This window comes from Dethiosulfovibrio salsuginis, assembly GCF_900177735.1.
Lineage (GTDB): Bacteria > Synergistota > Synergistia > Synergistales > Dethiosulfovibrionaceae > Dethiosulfovibrio > Dethiosulfovibrio salsuginis.
Genome location: NZ_FXBB01000029.1, coordinates 16,961 through 31,387, shown reverse-complemented (window position 1 = coordinate 31,387; position 14,427 = coordinate 16,961). Strand labels below are relative to the sequence as shown.

Here is a 14,427-nt window from a genome sequence, read left to right as displayed (position 1 = left end):
GCCCAATCGTATACTCGACCTGCCTGTTCCGTACGAACCGCCTCGGAGGGCACGTCCTGTGCCCCCTCGGCTTGGGGCGACGTCCTGTCGCCCCATTCGTACTACACAACGGCATGTCGAGTATACGGGCTCAAATGGGCTACGTCGGAACGATCTCTCCGAGGATCAGCGTTTTTAGAGGTTCCCCTAAGCTTAAATCAGGTCAAGATCAAGCAACATCGAACCTTTGAAGGCAAAATCAAGTCTTGCACGATCTCCCATGTGCCGTCAGGGAAATATTTCGTATCTGTATTGGTCGATACCGAGGTGGAAAAGCTTCCTGCATCTACGAACAAGGTAGGGGTGGACGTGGGGATAAAAAACTTTGCCATATGCTCTAACGGCGAAACCTACGAGAACCCCAGATGGCTCAAAAAATCGGAAAAGCGGCTGGTAAAACTACAGAAGGACCTGTCTCGTAAGGCTAAAGGCAGCTGCAACAGACAGAAGGCAAGGCTAAAGGTCGCCAAGCTGCACGGTAAGATAGCGGACCAGAGACGTGATTTTTTGCACAAGGTCAGCACCGAGATCATTCGCGAAAACCAAGCCATAGTGATCGAGGACCTTAGAGTAAAAAACATGTTGAAAAACCATTGTCTCTCTAAAGCCATATCGGAGGTTTCATGGAGCATGTTCAGATCGATGCTGGAGTATAAAGCCCTTTGGTACGGCAGGGATCCGATAATAGCTGGTGCAAATTATGCCAGCTCTCAACTGTGCTCTGAATGTGGCTATAAAAACCCACTGGTAAAGGATTTAGCCCTGAGGGAGTGGGTGTGTCCAAGTTGCGGTGTTCGCCACGACAGGGACGTAAATGCGGCACAAAACTTACTGAAACTAGCGCTGCCCACCGAAATTAGCACGGCAGTGTAGCTTTGGTACTCACGAGGTCGGGACGACCTTTCGAGCCTGGGGAAACTTGTCTCGTTAGAGATATTGACCAGGAAGCCCCCATTTCTATAAGTGGGGGTAGTTCACGGTAAACCGAGATCTTTTGGTGAGGACCCTGTGTCTGTAGAGGTTTTCTGAGCTTATGCGAAGTGTTTTATGGCATAAGGGTAGGGGACTCGCATAGCTGGTAACTTAGTAGATTTAACCCAAACTCCTATCAAAATCAATTATTCTTTGCTTTTTTTGGTGCCTTAAGGGTTTAAAAAATATTTGATTGAGGCTTTTTATTTGACAAAAGAGTGGAGGTCAGAGCTGAAGCATTAAACAACAAGGAGAGAGTTGTGTTTTGAATGCTTACCATGAATAAAAGACCTTATTTAGGTTGCTAGGTTACCAGCTATGAGGGAACTCGTATAAAATACATTCTTTAAGGAGTGAAAAAATGATCTATTCATCTGAAGTGGAACACATGTGCCCCGTTACACAGGGAGCTTGTCATGGACCAGCTCCGATACCGGAAGAGGGAAAATGGGTAGAGGCGAAAGAAATAAAGGACATCTCTGGGCTGACCCACGGCATTGGCCGATGCGCTCCGCAGCAAGGAGCATGCAAACTTACTTTGAATATCAAAAAAGGCATAATTGAAGAGGCGTTGGTGGAGGTGTTGGGGTGCTCCGGTATGACGCACTCTGCTGCTATGGCGTCTGAAATTCTGCCTGGAAAAACAATCCTTGAGGCACTGAACACCGATCTTGTGTGTGATGCCATCAACGTGGCTATGCGAGAACTTTTTTTGCAGATCGTCTATGGCCGCAGTCAGACGGCCTTTTCCGAGGGCGGACTTCCCATTGGCGCGAGCCTTGAGGATCTGGGCAAGGGTATGCGTAGCCAAATTGGTACTATGTTTGGAACGAAAGCAAAGGGTGCGCGCTATCTTGAGCTGACTGAGGGCTATGTCAATCGTATTGCGCTGGACGAGAATAACGAAATTATTGGTTATGAGTTTATCTCTTTTGGGAAAGTGATGGATTTAATTAAAAAAGGTGATGACGCCAACATCGCTATGGAAAAGGCGAAGGGTACCTACGGGCGCTTTAACGAAGCCGCAAAATATATTGACCCACGTCAGGAATGAGGGGGAATTCATATGGTAATTTTTGAAAATTATGAACGCCGCATAGATAAGATAAAAAACACATTGAAAGACTTTGGAGTTTCTTCCGTGGAGGAAGCAAGGGACATTTGTGGCAATATCGGAGTATCTCCCAACGACATTGTCAAATCCATTCAGCCTATTGCGTTTGAAAATGCTGGTTGGGCTTATACTGTTGGCGCAGCTATCGCTATAAAAAAGAACGTGCGTACTGCAGCGGAGGCAGCGGAGGCTATTGGTATAGGCTTACAGAGCTTTTGTATCAACGGCAGTGTCGCGGAGGATCGTAAGGTTGGCCTTGGCCACGGAAAACTCGGTGCGATGTTGCTGAGTGACGAGACGAAGTGTTTCGCGTTTCTGGCCGGGCACGAAAGTTTTGCCGCTGCTGAGGGTGCTATCGGTATAGTGAATAATGCAAACAAGGCCCGAAAGGAGCCGTTGCGAGTGATACTTAATGGACTTGGCAAGGATGCCGCACAAATTATTTCTCGTATTAATGGCTTTACTTATGTCCTAACACAGTTCGATTATTATACTGGCGACCTGGAATTAGTGCGCGAGATCGTCTACTCGAAAAGCGAGCGTGCGCAGGTTCGCTGTTATGGCTCAGATGACGTGCGCGAGGGCGTGGCAATTATGCATCACGAGGGAGTTGATGTTTCCATTACGGGTAACTCCACCAACCCCACCAGATTTCAGCATCCGGTTGCCGGAACATATAAAAAAGAATGTGTTGAGCAGGGCAAGCACTATTTCTCTGTCGCTTCCGGAGGCGGTACGGGACGCACGCTTCACCCAGACAATGTAGCCGCTGGTCCAGCTTCCTACGGTATGACCGACACTATGGGACGGATGCATTCAGACGCGCAGTTTGCCGGATCAAGCTCTGTTCCAGCCCATGTGGAGATGATGGGTTTTTTGGGAATGGGGAATAACCCGATGGTGGGTGCTACTGTAGCTGTGGCTGTGGCTGTCAGTGAGGCGCTTGGGAAATAGGGAGAAGGGGACGGTTTCTGCGTAAGAGACTCCTTCGGTCAGGGCCTCAGGGATCTTTTCCTGCCCGCTTTGACCTTTGCTTTCGCAATGTCGGCGAAGTACACGAGACAGGTCAGGACGGCAGTCTTAGAGGAGCTTAACCAGGACTACGTCTTGGAAGCTGAGGTCAGAGGGGAGTCCAGGCTCGTCATACTTTGGAGAGAGGTCCTTCCCAACGCCGTGCTACCTCTGATAACACTGCTGGGGCTGTCTTTGGGCAGCCTTCTCGGGGGAACAGCTGTGGTGGAGATCATTTTCTCCTGGCCCGGCCTGGGTAACCTGGCGGTCCAGGCCATATCCGCCAGGGGTTATCCCATGGTCCAGGGATACGTCCTGTGGATCTCCCTGGTCTACATGGTCATAAATCTCGCCGTGGACGTATCGTACAACTACCTCGATCCCAGGCTTAGAGGGGTTTCGAGGTGAGCCCATTATGAACCAAAAGGGATCAAGAGCTGTTGCGGTCGCTCTGGAGGGTCAGCGCCCTGTGGGGCTCGCTGGTGGCCCTGTTCATGGTCGCATACTGGCTTATGTTCGGCCCCTTCGGCAACCACGGTCTATGGGCCTCGCTGCTGTTGTTCTACGTCGGAAGAAGCCTGTTCCTGTTGCCCTTTTTAGGTCGAACCGTGCCGAGCTGATCCGACAGAGCGGCCCCCATCCCTCTTGATTGGGATGGGGGCCGCTTTTTACCCTCTGTAGATCGGTATATTTTTCGTCAGGTACCCTTTTGGGGTTTTCCCCTCCGATAAAAACGCCTCCACCGAGTTCATAATCGCCTCTACCGTCTCCATAGGGTCTATCCACACAGAGGAGGCCATGAGGCCCGACTCTATGGCCTTCCTTGTCTCCGGTATCCCATCAACGCCGCCGATGGCGATTGAGCCAGGGCGTAGGCGGAACGGTCTCTCCGAGGGGACTCATAGGTGATTTTTTAGAGATGTCCGCTACTCAAAAGACGGCTCTACCCCGCCTTCCTCTGCCTGACTATCTCCACCCCTCTTGCGGCGGCGGTCTGGTAGAGTCGGTTGATTCCGTTTATGTAGGCTTTTATGCTGGCCTCTATGACGTCGGTGCTGGAGCCCCTTCCCTGGACCTCCATGTCGTAGTATTTAAGGGTCACCCTGGCCTCTCCCAGGGCGTCGGATTTCTCCGTGGAGGACAGTATCCGATACGCCCTCAGCTCCGGCTCTATACCTATGATCCTCCTGATGGCGGCGTAGGATGCGTCAACCGGGCCGTTGCCGGTGGCGGCGTCGCTCACGTCGTGGCCGTTCTCCGTCAGTGAGACGGTGGCTGTGGCTTTTCCCCTGCCCGACTGGACTGCGAAGTCCTTGACCACGAACTTACGGTCCGGGCAGACGGAAAGTATCTCGTCCACTATGAGGGCCTCCATGTCGCTTTTGGTGACCATCTCCTTTTTGTCGCAGAGCTCTTTGAAGAGGGTGAAGGCCCTCTTGAACTCCTCCTCCGACAGGGCGTAGCCCATGGCCTTTATCTCCTTGACGAAGGCGTGGTGTCCCGAGTGCTTGCCCATGACCAGCTTGGACTCAGGGGCCCCTACGTCCTTGGGATGCATTATCTCGTAGGTCTCCCTTTTGCACATGATCCCGTGCTGGTGTATTCCCGCCTCGTGGGCGAAGGCGTTGTCTCCGACTATGGCCTTGTTGGGCGGAACCTGTACCCCTGTGAGCCGAGATACCAGCCTGCTGGCGTCGTAGAGCCTTGTGGTATCTATGCCTGTGTACACGGAGAAGACGTCCTTTCTGACCTTGAGGGCCATGACTATCTCCTCCAGTGAGGCGTTTCCAGCCCTCTCCCCTATGCCGTTTATGGTGCATTCCACCTGTCTGGCTCCCCGGCGGACCGCCTCGATGGAGTTTGCCACAGCGAGGCCCAGGTCGTTGTGGACGTGGACGGACCAGATCGCCTTATGGGAGTTTTCCGTTCCCTCCATTATCCGAGACAGAAAGTCGCCGAACTCGCCGGGGGTGGCGTAGCCCACCGTGTCCGGCACGTTTATGGTTGTGGCCCCTGCGGCGATGGCGGCGGAGAACACCTCTATGAGAAACTGGACCTCCGACCGGCTGGCGTCCTCGGCGGAGAACTCCACGTCTTTCACCAGAGACGAGGCGTAGGCCACAGCCTGAGAGGTGCGACGGACGACCTCGTCGGGGGCCATTTTGAGCTTGTACTCCATGTGGATAGGGCTGGTGGCTATGAAGGTGTGGATCCTGCCTCTCTCAGCCCCTTTAACCGCGTCGGCGGCCCTTTTGATATCCCCTTCGTTGGCCCTGGCCAGCCCCGCTATGATGGGCCCTCTTGCCTCATGGGCTATGGCGGAGACGGCGTCGAAGTCGCCCTGGGACGCCGCCGGGAAGCCCGCCTCTATGACGTCCACTCCCATGGCCGCCAGCTGTCTGGCTATCTGGATCTTCTCCGCCCTGTTGAGGTTTATCCCTGCGGACTGCTCTCCGTCTCTGAGCGTGGTGTCGAATATGCGAACTCTATCTATCGTCATGGCTGTTTCCCCTCTCGGTCTCTCTCTATTATGGAGGCGACTGAGTCGCCTATCTCCTCGGTGCCTGCCTGTCCTCCCATTTCCTTAGGGAGGCGGTCCTGGTCGCTCTCATTTAAGAAGGTCTCGACGGCCCTCTCTATCGCCGTCGCCCCTTTGCCCTCCCCTAGGGAGCGGAGCATCAGGGAGGCGGAGAGGATGGCCGCCAGGGGGTTGGCCGAGTCGGTTCCCGCTATGTCTGGGGCGGAGCCGTGGATGGGCTCGAACATCCCTATGCCGTCGCCCTGGTTTCCTCCTGCCGCGACCCCAAGTCCTCCGGTTATGCCTGCGAAGAGGTCACTGACTATGTCGCCGAAGAGGTTGGGACAGAGGATCGTCCCGAACTCCCAGGGCCGTCTCACTGCGTGATAGCACATGGCGTCCACGTTCATGGTCTCCATTGCCATCCCCTGGCCCTTGGCCTCGTCGGCGGCTATCTCCTCCCAGAATCCGTAGAGGTGGGGCATGGCGTTGGCCTTGGTGGCCAGAAGGATGGATCTCTCCCCACGGCCTCTGGCGTAGCCGCAGGCCGTGGCGGTTATCCTCCTGACCGCTGGCTCGGTGGCTATCCCCATCTGGAGGGCCATCCTGTGGCCGGTACTCATGGATACGTGGCCTGTGAGGTTATAAAGGCCCCTCTTTGCCTCGATGATCTGGTCTATTTCGCCGTCGCCGGTTCCACCTAGCCCCATGTAGAGGTCCTCGGTGTTCTCCCGAACCACCAGCAGGTCTATGCCTTTCTCCGCCGCTCCCTCTATGGGGATAGGGACCTTGGGGAAGGCCCTGGCTGGCCTGAGGTTGACGTACATGTCGAAGGCGAAGCGGAGTGTGAGCAGTATGCCCCTCTCCAGGACCCCGGGCTTCACCGATGGGTCCCCTATGGCCCCCAGGTATATGGAGTCGCAGTGGGAGAGCTCCTCCACGGCGTTTTCCGGCAGTATCTCCCCGGTGGAACGGTAGTGCCCCGCCCCCCATGGGAACTCCCTCCAGCGGAGCTCGGTCCCGCTCCCGGCCATGGCGGCGTCCGCTGCCTTTCGCCCCTGTTTTACAACCTCCGGCCCTATGCCGTCCCCGCCGATCTGGGCTATGGTCTTTACGTTCATGGCTACGCTCCCTTCGACGCTATGAAGGGAACCAGCCCCCCAGCGGCTATGATCCCACGAAGGTATTCGGGGAACGGCGGAACGGACCAGCTCTGACCGGTGGTCTCGTTCTTTATGATGCCTCTCTCCATGTCGGCGGTGACCTTATCTCCCTGGGAGATCGCCTTCACTCCCTCGGGACAGATGAAGATGGGAAGCCCTACGTTTATGGAGTTTCGGTAGAATATCCTGGCGAAGGACTTCGCCACGACGCAGGAGATTCCCGCTCCCTTTATGGCGATAGGGGCGTGTTCCCTGCTCGATCCGCAGCCGAAGTTTTCCCCTCCAACTATGACGTCCCCAGGGGATATCCTCGACGAGAACTCTCGATCGGCGTCCTCCATGCAGTGGGCTCCCAGTATTTTGGGGTCGGCGGTGGTCAGGTGTCTGGCCGGTATTATGACGTCCGTATCTATGTGGTCTCCAAAGACCCAGGCGTTTCCTCCTATGGTCATGTTATCTCTCCTCCTCCGCCGGATCGGCGATATGTCCTTTAACGGCGCTCCATGCGGCTGTTATAGGGCTTGCGAGGTAGACCTCGCTCTCTGTGTGTCCCATCCTGCCGACGAAGTTCCTGTTGCTGGTGGATACGCACCGCTCCCCTGCCGCCAGTATTCCCATGTGTCCCCCCAAGCATGGGCCGCAGGTGGGGGTGCAGACCGCCGCTCCCGCGTCGGTGAAGGTCCTTATGTAGCCCCTGTCCAGACACTCGTTGTAGACCTCGAAGGATGCCGGTATGACTATGCACCTCACCGATGGATGGACCGATCTGCCCTTCAGCACCGACGCCGCCGCCTCCATGTCCTCAAGCCTTCCGTTGGTGCAGGAGCCTATGAACACCTGATGGATCTCCCTGTCCTTGAAGGTCGAGGCGGGATGGACGTTGTCGGGGGAGTGGGGCGCCGCCACAAGGGGAGTGAGCTTCTCCACGTCTATCTCTATCCTCTTCGCGTAGGGGCAGCCCTCGTCGGGGTAGCAGGGCTCGAAGTCCCTGGCCGCCCTTGTCCTGGCGTAGTCCAGGGTCACCGAGTCGGGGACGAAGAGCCCCGCCTTGGCCCCGGCCTCCACCGCCATGTTCGCCACGGTGAACCGGTGATCCATGGACATGGACTCCAGGCCGTCGCCGCCGAACTCAAGGGCCATATACCGGGCCCCCTGGACGGAGATCTCCCTGAGGACCGCCAGGATGAGGTCCTTTCCGGTGATCTGCCTTGAGATGGGGCCTCTAAAGTCCACACGGACCGTCTCCGGGACCATGAGCCAGGTCTTTCCGGTGGCCCAGGCTCCCGCTAAGTCGGTTGAGCCCATTCCGGTGGCGAAGGCTCCCATAGCCCCTCCGGTGCAGCTGTGGCTGTCCGCCCCTAACACTATGTCCCCGGGGAGGATGTAGCCCTTCTCCGGCAGCATAGCGTGTTCGACCCCTGCCCTGCCGACCTCCCAGTAGACCATTCCCTGACCGTGGGCGAACTCCCGGCACTTTTTGGCCTGCTCCGCCGACGCTATGTCCTTGTTTGGGGTGAAGTGGTCCGGCACCACCGCACACCGGTTTTTATCGAATACCCTGTCTCGGCCCATCTCCCTCATGGCGTTTATGGCGGGAGGGGCGGTGATGTCGTTGGCGAAGGCGAAGTCCACCGACACCTGACAGATGGCTCCCTCTTTAGCGTTATCGTTGGTGTGTTTTGCTATGACAGAGGCGGCGAGGGTCTTTTTCATAAAGTTATTCCTCCTTAATTTAGCGGCAAATAAAAAAGGGCCGACCACGCGTATGCGGGTCGGCCCTTTGGAATCTCTATCGGTAAGGTAATACGCTACCGACGACTCCGGAGGAAGACTCCGCGGTCGATGGTTAGCGCTAGGAAAAGGGCGTTTGTGGATATGTTGAACGTCATGGCCGGGGCCTCCTTTCGGGATTCGGTAGATTGCCGGTAATGATAGGGCAAGGGTCCGTATTTGTCAAGGCCCTTCGCCCCTACGACAATAGGGACAGGTTATTTTAGCGACTCTATGCTGTCCAGCCAGCGGTTAAATACTGGGCATTTCTCCCTCATCTTGGTGATCCCTATCTCCTTGGCTATGGCGATCCCGGTGGTGGTTTTTTTAAACCTCGGGTTCAGATTTTGTAGCCTTTTCGACGGTGCGGTGTGGGGCGAGTTGTTCACGTTTTCCGGTTCTCCGCACTGGGTAAGTATTTTATTCACCTCTTGAGGGGAAACTCCGAGTCGGTCGGCCAAAATATCGCCGTCGCTGAAAAGAAGTGACTCGAACTCGTGGATCGCTACATAGGGAATGAAACGTCTCTCCGGTTCATATTTGCCGAAAAGCTCCTTTACCTTAGCCATAGTCCCTTCGTTCAAGGCTATGGCCTTCATCGACGGAGTCGTTTGTTTTGACGCTTTGTCGATGCCCGGCCATTTTGTGTCTATGCCGTAGAAATCTATTAATGTGGTCAAGTAGGTGTCCTGTCGATTTTTTAGGTGGTGCTCAATGTCCCTTTTTACCCTCTCGAACTTGACGTCTCCCCCTTTTTGTCCTGACTTGGATATCAGTATAGGGGTGATGAAGACGTTTTTCGTGAAGAGGTAGTCGTAGAGGACGTTTTGAACGAAGGCCATCTCCGTGGAGCCTTCCACCAGAGCTATCAGCTCCACGTATTTATTCATGGCTAGGGCCTCCTGATAAGAGGTTTTTACGCCACAGTTCCCCGGTGGAGTAGTCCTCAAGCCACTCTCTGTATTCCTCCTCCTTCAGTCGATCGAAGGTTGAAGAGCCGTCTTTTCTGTTGACCACGACGATGTCGTCCACCTTAAAATAGTCTATGAAGATGGGAGACTGGGTGGCTACGATAAGCTGTGTCCTGCAAGATGCGTTTTGGATCAGCTCCGCAAGCAGGGCTACTGCGAAGGGGTGAAGGCCCAGTTCTGGCTCGTCCACCACTATGGTGGAAGGAGGGTTAGGCTGTAGAAGAGCCGTGGCGAGGCAGATGAACCTTATAGAGCCGTCGGACAGGTGGTAGGGTTGCATAGGGTAGTCCGATCCCCTCTGTCGCCAGGACAGGTTAACCTTCTCCCTCTCTCCGAAGGAAGATGGCTCAAGGATAAAGTCGTCGAAAAAAGGCATGACCAGACCTAGAGCGTCCAAAATTTCCCTGTACTCATCGGGATGGCGGTTTTTAAGCCGAAGAAGGTATGGTGCTACGTTCGATCCGTCGAATCGGAGTTTCTCGTCGTCCTGGACGATCTGGTAGTGTCTCATTCCAGCGGTGGAGCTGGTGTCGTGAAAATGGTATATCTGCCACGACGATATGCCGTCGTAGACCGATCTACTGTATTCGCTGTCTTCGTTTTCGGTCGATTTTTGCCATCTGCCGTCGTAAAAGCGTGCTTCGTCGGTAAGCAGACAGTTTTCCGCCGCTCCTGGTTTTACGGTGAAACGGTATCCTCTCGATCCAAAATAGGTTTCGAAATCCATTTGAGACGTCCTCTTACGTCCATCGAAGAGAAAATCGCTGATCCCTCCACCTAGACGTATGTAGTCGTTTAGGTTTCCGTCTATGACGTTTTTGATGAGTCGGAAAAACTCGATGAGGTTGCTTTTTCCCGCTCCGTTGGCCCCAATGAAAATATTAATGTCCTTTAGACGGAAGTTCTCAAGGGAACGAATCGACTTGAACCCTCGGATGGTGAGTTTGTCCAGCGATGCCTTCAAGGTAACTCCCTCCTCTAGATATGATCTATAATAGTGACAATGGTATCACATAAGGGGAGTCAAGGAACAGTAGTTAAAAATATTGACACAAGTCTCAAGAAATGGCAGTATGTATATATGAAAAACTACTTAAGCCTAAAGATGTAGCGGAGATATTTGGCGTGTCCGTAAAAACTGTTCAGCGATGGGACGTAGATAAGAAGTTGGTGGCTAAAAGAAATCCTAAAGGAAGGAGATATTATACCCAGGACCAGATAGATAGTTTTTTAAGCATACAGTCGCCTACGGATAGGAAAAACGTTATCTATGCAAGGGTATCCAGCAAATCTCAATCGCCGGATTTAAAAAATCAGACCGATTTTTTAAGACAATTTGCCAACGCAAAAGGATGTATCGTGGCAGAGGTTGTAGAGGACATCGGGAGTGGTCTGAACTATAAAAGGCCAAAATGGAACGACCTCTTAGACCAGGTTATAGACGGTAAAATAGGTCAAATCTACGTGACTGAAAAAGACAGGTTTATCCGTTTCGGCTTTGATTGGTTTGCGTCTTTTGTGGAAAAATACGGTTCAGAGATAGTCGTGGTCAACAACGAAACTCTCTCCCCACAAAAGGAAGTAGTACAGGACCTTATCTCTATTATTGATGTGTTTTCATGCAAAGTGGATGGACTGCGAAAATACAAAAATAAGCTGAAAGGAGATGACGAGTTGTGAAAAAAGCATATAAGACAGAACTCAAGATGACGGAAAAACAGCTGGAAAAACTAGCTAAAACCATCGGAGTATGTCGTTATCTGTACAACTTGTATCTCCAAAAGGCACAGGACCACTATAAGGAGACCGGCGAGTTTTTATCGGGGTACTCCTTCGATAAGTGGATTAATAACGTACACTCTAAGCAAGATGGCTTTGGGTGGATCAAAGAGGTCTCGTCTAAAGCCCGCAAGAAATCTATTATGAACGGTGAATGTGCCTATAAAAAATTCTTCCTCAAAAAAGCTGGATTTCCTCGGTTTAAGAAGAAAAAGAACCAGGACGTGAAAGTTTACCTGCCTAAAAACGGTGAGACAGATTGGACTGCCCAGAGACACAGGATAAAAATACCTACCTTTAACTTTGTCAGGCTAAAAGAGTTTGGATATATCCCGGAAAACGCAAAGGTTATAAACGGAACTTTGTCCATAAAGGCAGGGCGTGTTTTTCTGTCCCTGTTGTGTGATGTTCCTGAGCCCACGATAGAGCGAGCTGTTGCCCCTGGCGTAGGGATAGACCTTGGCATAAAAAACTTCGCTGCCTTAAGTGACGGGAGCATCTATCCCAATATCAATAAGACCTCTAAGGTCAAAAGACAAGAGAAAAAATTAAAGCGGGAGAGTCGAGCACTGGCTAGAAAACAGAACGCAAAAAAGAAAGCCGGTAAAACCGTGGGAAGTGGCTCTAGCTTAATTAAAAAAAACTGAAAGTGCAAAAGTTACATTACCGCCTAGGGAACATCCGTGAGGAATACAGGCGCTCTGTCGTAAATGCTGTGGTGAAAACCAAGCCCCAGTATATAACCGTAGAGGACCTGAACGTTAGGGGCATGGTTAAAAACAGACACCTGGCGAAAGCGGTCACCGATCAGGGTTTTTATGCCTTTAAACTGTTTTTGCTTGCCCAGTGTCACAAGCATGGTGTAGAGCTAAGGCAAGTCTCTATGGGGAACCTCTAAAAACGCTGATCCTCGGAGAGATCGTTCCGACGGAGCCCCTTTGAGCCCGTATACTCGACATGCCGTCGTGTAGTACGAATGGGGCGACAGGACGTCGCCCCAAGCCGAGGGGGCACAGGACGTGCCCTCCGAGGCGGTTCGTACGAAACAGGCAGGTCGAGTATACGATTGGGCCAGGGCGTAGGCGGGACGGTCTCTCCGAGGGGATCCGAGCGTTAGTTTTTAGCGGTGTTCACATGTCTTCAGGAACTCCACGTCGGGCCAGTGGTTTTCCACGTATTTCAGGTCCCAGCTGTTCGCCGCTAGGTAGACCAGGCTGTCGGTGCTGTCTTTCGCTAGGTTTGCCTGGTGGGCCCTCTCGAACTCCGCCATTTTCTTCGGGTCGGCGCACTTCACCCACCGGGCCACGGAGAAGGAGGTCGAGTCGTAGCTGGCCTCCACCGAGTACTCCGCCTTAAGCCTCGCCACGGCGACGTCGAACTGAAGCACTCCCACCGCTCCCAGTATGAATATGTTATCGGTGATAGGCTTAAAGACCTGTATGGCCCCCTCCTCGGAGAGCTGGATCAGCCCTTTTTGAAGCTGTTTCGACTTCATAGGCGAGTCCAGCCTGACCCTCCTGAAGTGCTCTGGCGCGAAGCTCGGTATGCCTATGTACTGAAGAGGCTCTTTGTCGGTGAAGGTGTCCCCTATCTTGATGGTCCCGTGGTTGTGGATGCCGACAATGTCCCCCGGCCAGGCCTCCTCCACCAGCTCCCTGTCCTGGGCCATGAAGATGGTGGGGTTGGACAGGACCACGTCTTTCCCTATTCGGTGGTGCTTTACCTTCATCCCTCGGTAGAACCGGCCGGAACAGACCCTCATGAAGGCCAGACGGTCCCTGTGGGCTAGGTCCATGTTGGCCTGGATCTTGAAGACGAAGCCGGAGAATTCCTCCTCCTCCGGGGATACGGGCCTGGTCGTGGTCTTCCTGGGCCCCGGACAGGGGGCTATCTCCACGAAGCTGTCCAGCATCTCCCGAACGCCGAAGTTGTTGACCGCACTTCCGAAGAAAACCGGCGTCTGGCAGCCCTTAAGGTAGTCGTCTAAGTCGAAGGGGTTTGCCGCCCCCTCCAGCAGGGCTATATCGTCCCTGAGGTCTTTCGCCTGGATCCCGATGAGCTGGTCCAGCTTAGGGTCGTTCAGGTCCTTTATAACCGCTATGCCGTCTTGGTCTCTCAGGCTCTCGAATCCCGGTCTGAACAGGGTGAGCTCCTTTTTGTATAGGTCGTAGGTTCCCTTGAAGCCTTTTCCCATGCCTATAGGCCAGGTCAGAGGGGCGCACTCTATCTGGAGGTTCTCCTCTATGTCCGAAAGTATCTCCAGAGGGGACAGTCCCTCCCGGTCCAGCTTGTTTATGAAGGTTATGATTGGAGTGTTCCTCATCCGACACACCTCCATGAGCCGTCTGGTCTGCTCCTCGACGCCTTTGACGCTGTCTATTACCATAACAGCGCTGTCGACGGCGGTGAGGACTCGGTAGGTGTCCTCGGAGAAATCCTTGTGCCCAGGGGTGTCCAGCAGATTTATCTCGTAGCCTTTATACTCAAACTTCATCACCGAGCTGGTGACCGAGATCCCTCTCTCCTGCTCTATGGCCATCCAGTCGCTGGTGGCGTGTTTGGAGGACTTTCGGGACTTGACCGCCCCCGCCATGGTTATGGCTCCGCCGAAGAGGAGTAGCTTCTCGGTGAGGGTGGTCTTTCCCGCGTCGGGGTGGCTTATTATGCCGAAGGTCCTCCGACGTTCTATCTGTCTCTTCAGATCTGAAGAATTATTAAAGTTCATGGAAATCCTCCCAATTGGTTTAATATCTAAAACGGAGACCGCAATGGCCCCCTAGGACGAAAAATTATACATCATACAGGGGAGATCAGAAAGGATCATCTTTAGGGCACCTCTAAAGACTCTAATCCTCGGAGAGATCGTTTCGACGGAGCCCAGAGCCCGTATACTCGACATGCCGTCGTGTAGTCGAATGGGGCGACAGGACGTCGGCCCAAGCCGAGGGGGCACAGGACGTGCCCTCCGAGGCGGTTCGTACGAAACAGGCAGGTCGAGTATACGATTGGGCCAGGGCGTAGGCGGAACGATCTCTCCGAGGGGGACGTTGGGTTTTTACCTTATTCCCATGTATAATCGAGAGGTATATA

15 protein-coding genes and 1 pseudogene are annotated in these 14,427 nt (G+C 53.6%); 8 read left to right on the top strand and 8 right to left on the bottom strand.

Annotation, left to right across the window (positions count from 1 at the left end; all coding sequences use genetic code 11):
* The first annotated feature begins 84 nt into the window (after positions 1 to 84).
* From B9Y55_RS10045 to B9Y55_RS10025, 5 genes and pseudogenes are all read left to right on the top strand, one after another.
* Positions 85 to 912 (top strand): RNA-guided endonuclease TnpB family protein, encoded by an 828-nt coding sequence (locus B9Y55_RS10045; RefSeq protein WP_085545229.1) that lies wholly within the window; start codon positions 85 to 87, stop codon positions 910 to 912.
* 460 nt (positions 913 to 1,372) lie between these two features.
* Complete coding sequence (locus B9Y55_RS10040) at positions 1,373 to 2,065, top strand: iron-sulfur cluster assembly scaffold protein (protein WP_085545228.1); 693 nt, start codon at positions 1,373 to 1,375, stop codon at positions 2,063 to 2,065.
* Positions 2,066 to 2,077: 12 nt separating this feature from the next.
* Positions 2,078 to 3,079 carry a GGGtGRT protein gene (locus B9Y55_RS10035; protein WP_085545227.1) on the top strand — a complete coding sequence of 334 codons (1,002 nt, stop codon included), beginning with the start codon at positions 2,078 to 2,080 and terminating at the stop codon, positions 3,077 to 3,079.
* A 51-nt stretch (positions 3,080 to 3,130) separates the two neighbouring features.
* A pseudogene (locus B9Y55_RS10030) lies at positions 3,131 to 3,544 on the top strand (ABC transporter permease); the annotation flags it as partial.
* Positions 3,545 to 3,576: 32 nt separating this feature from the next.
* Positions 3,577 to 3,756, top strand: a complete 180-nt coding sequence (locus B9Y55_RS10025) for a hypothetical protein (protein WP_085545225.1) — start codon at positions 3,577 to 3,579, stop codon at positions 3,754 to 3,756.
* A 48-nt stretch (positions 3,757 to 3,804) separates the two neighbouring features.
* Here the strand turns inward: B9Y55_RS10025 and B9Y55_RS13630 are convergent, their stop codons facing one another.
* The 7 genes from B9Y55_RS13630 to B9Y55_RS09995 form a co-directional block, all read right to left on the bottom strand.
* Complete coding sequence (locus B9Y55_RS13630) at positions 3,805 to 3,936, bottom strand: hypothetical protein (protein WP_268753303.1); 132 nt, start codon at positions 3,934 to 3,936, stop codon at positions 3,805 to 3,807.
* Between the two features lie 143 nt (positions 3,937 to 4,079).
* Positions 4,080 to 5,636 (bottom strand): 2-isopropylmalate synthase, encoded by a 1,557-nt coding sequence (locus B9Y55_RS10020; RefSeq protein ID WP_085545224.1) that lies wholly within the window; start codon positions 5,634 to 5,636, stop codon positions 4,080 to 4,082.
* A complete protein-coding gene (locus B9Y55_RS10015) occupies positions 5,633 to 6,775 on the bottom strand; it encodes an isocitrate/isopropylmalate dehydrogenase family protein (protein ID WP_085545223.1) in 1,143 nt (380 codons plus the stop codon). Before B9Y55_RS10015 ends, B9Y55_RS10020 begins: the two co-directional genes overlap by 4 nt.
* 2 nt (positions 6,776 to 6,777) lie before the next feature.
* Positions 6,778 to 7,269 carry a 3-isopropylmalate dehydratase small subunit gene (locus B9Y55_RS10010; protein WP_143340902.1) on the bottom strand — a complete coding sequence of 164 codons (492 nt, stop codon included), beginning with the start codon at positions 7,267 to 7,269 and terminating at the stop codon, positions 6,778 to 6,780.
* 1 nt (position 7,270) lies between these two features.
* Positions 7,271 to 8,530, bottom strand: a complete 1,260-nt coding sequence (locus B9Y55_RS10005; protein ID WP_085545222.1) for a 3-isopropylmalate dehydratase large subunit — start codon at positions 8,528 to 8,530, stop codon at positions 7,271 to 7,273.
* A 275-nt stretch (positions 8,531 to 8,805) separates the two neighbouring features.
* A complete protein-coding gene (locus B9Y55_RS10000; protein ID WP_085545221.1) occupies positions 8,806 to 9,477 on the bottom strand; it encodes a DUF4276 family protein in 672 nt (223 codons plus the stop codon).
* On the bottom strand, positions 9,470 to 10,522 hold the full coding sequence (locus B9Y55_RS09995) for an AAA family ATPase (RefSeq protein WP_085545220.1): 1,053 nt from the start codon (positions 10,520 to 10,522) through the stop codon (positions 9,470 to 9,472). The genes B9Y55_RS10000 and B9Y55_RS09995 overlap by 8 nt, the downstream gene beginning before the upstream one ends.
* Positions 10,523 to 10,623: 101 nt before the next feature.
* On the opposite strand from B9Y55_RS09995, the gene B9Y55_RS09990 reads away from it, so the two are divergent.
* The 3 genes from B9Y55_RS09990 (at position 10,624) to B9Y55_RS09980 (ending at position 12,235) form a co-directional block, all read left to right on the top strand.
* Positions 10,624 to 11,238, top strand: a complete 615-nt coding sequence (locus B9Y55_RS09990) for an IS607 family transposase (protein WP_085545219.1) — start codon at positions 10,624 to 10,626, stop codon at positions 11,236 to 11,238.
* A complete protein-coding gene (locus B9Y55_RS09985; protein WP_085545218.1) occupies positions 11,235 to 11,984 on the top strand; it encodes an RNA-guided endonuclease InsQ/TnpB family protein in 750 nt (249 codons plus the stop codon). Before B9Y55_RS09990 ends, B9Y55_RS09985 begins: the two co-directional genes overlap by 4 nt.
* 71 nt (positions 11,985 to 12,055) lie before the next feature.
* Positions 12,056 to 12,235: a hypothetical protein gene (locus B9Y55_RS09980; protein ID WP_159448318.1), complete on the top strand. Its 180-nt coding sequence runs from the start codon at positions 12,056 to 12,058 to the stop codon at positions 12,233 to 12,235.
* Positions 12,236 to 12,457: 222 nt separating this feature from the next.
* Here the strand turns inward: B9Y55_RS09980 and B9Y55_RS09975 are convergent, their stop codons facing one another.
* Positions 12,458 to 14,062, bottom strand: a complete 1,605-nt coding sequence (locus tag B9Y55_RS09975) for a peptide chain release factor 3 (protein WP_085545216.1) — start codon at positions 14,060 to 14,062, stop codon at positions 12,458 to 12,460.
* Positions 14,063 to 14,427: the final 365 nt, after the last annotated feature.

Excerpts from the sequence above, each read along its gene's own strand:
- B9Y55_RS10040 (WP_085545228.1), top strand. The coding sequence starts at position 1,373 with ATGATCTATTCATCTGAAGTGGAACACATGTGCCCCGTTACACAGGGA.
- B9Y55_RS10035 (WP_085545227.1), top strand. The coding sequence starts at position 2,078 with ATGGTAATTTTTGAAAATTATGAACGCCGCATAGATAAGATAAAAAAC.
- B9Y55_RS13630 (WP_268753303.1), bottom strand. The coding sequence starts at position 3,936 with ATGGCCTCCTCTGTGTGGATAGACCCTATGGAGACGGTAGAGGCGATT.
- B9Y55_RS10020 (WP_085545224.1), bottom strand. The coding sequence starts at position 5,636 with ATGACGATAGATAGAGTTCGCATATTCGACACCACGCTCAGAGACGGA.
- B9Y55_RS10015 (WP_085545223.1), bottom strand. The coding sequence starts at position 6,775 with ATGAACGTAAAGACCATAGCCCAGATCGGCGGGGACGGCATAGGGCCG.
- B9Y55_RS10010 (WP_143340902.1), bottom strand. The coding sequence starts at position 7,269 with ATGACCATAGGAGGAAACGCCTGGGTCTTTGGAGACCACATAGATACG.
- B9Y55_RS10005 (WP_085545222.1), bottom strand. The coding sequence starts at position 8,530 with ATGAAAAAGACCCTCGCCGCCTCTGTCATAGCAAAACACACCAACGAT.
- B9Y55_RS10000 (WP_085545221.1), bottom strand. The coding sequence starts at position 9,477 with ATGAATAAATACGTGGAGCTGATAGCTCTGGTGGAAGGCTCCACGGAG.
- B9Y55_RS09990 (WP_085545219.1), top strand. The coding sequence starts at position 10,624 with ATGGCAGTATGTATATATGAAAAACTACTTAAGCCTAAAGATGTAGCG.
- B9Y55_RS09975 (WP_085545216.1), bottom strand. The coding sequence starts at position 14,062 with ATGAACTTTAATAATTCTTCAGATCTGAAGAGACAGATAGAACGTCGG.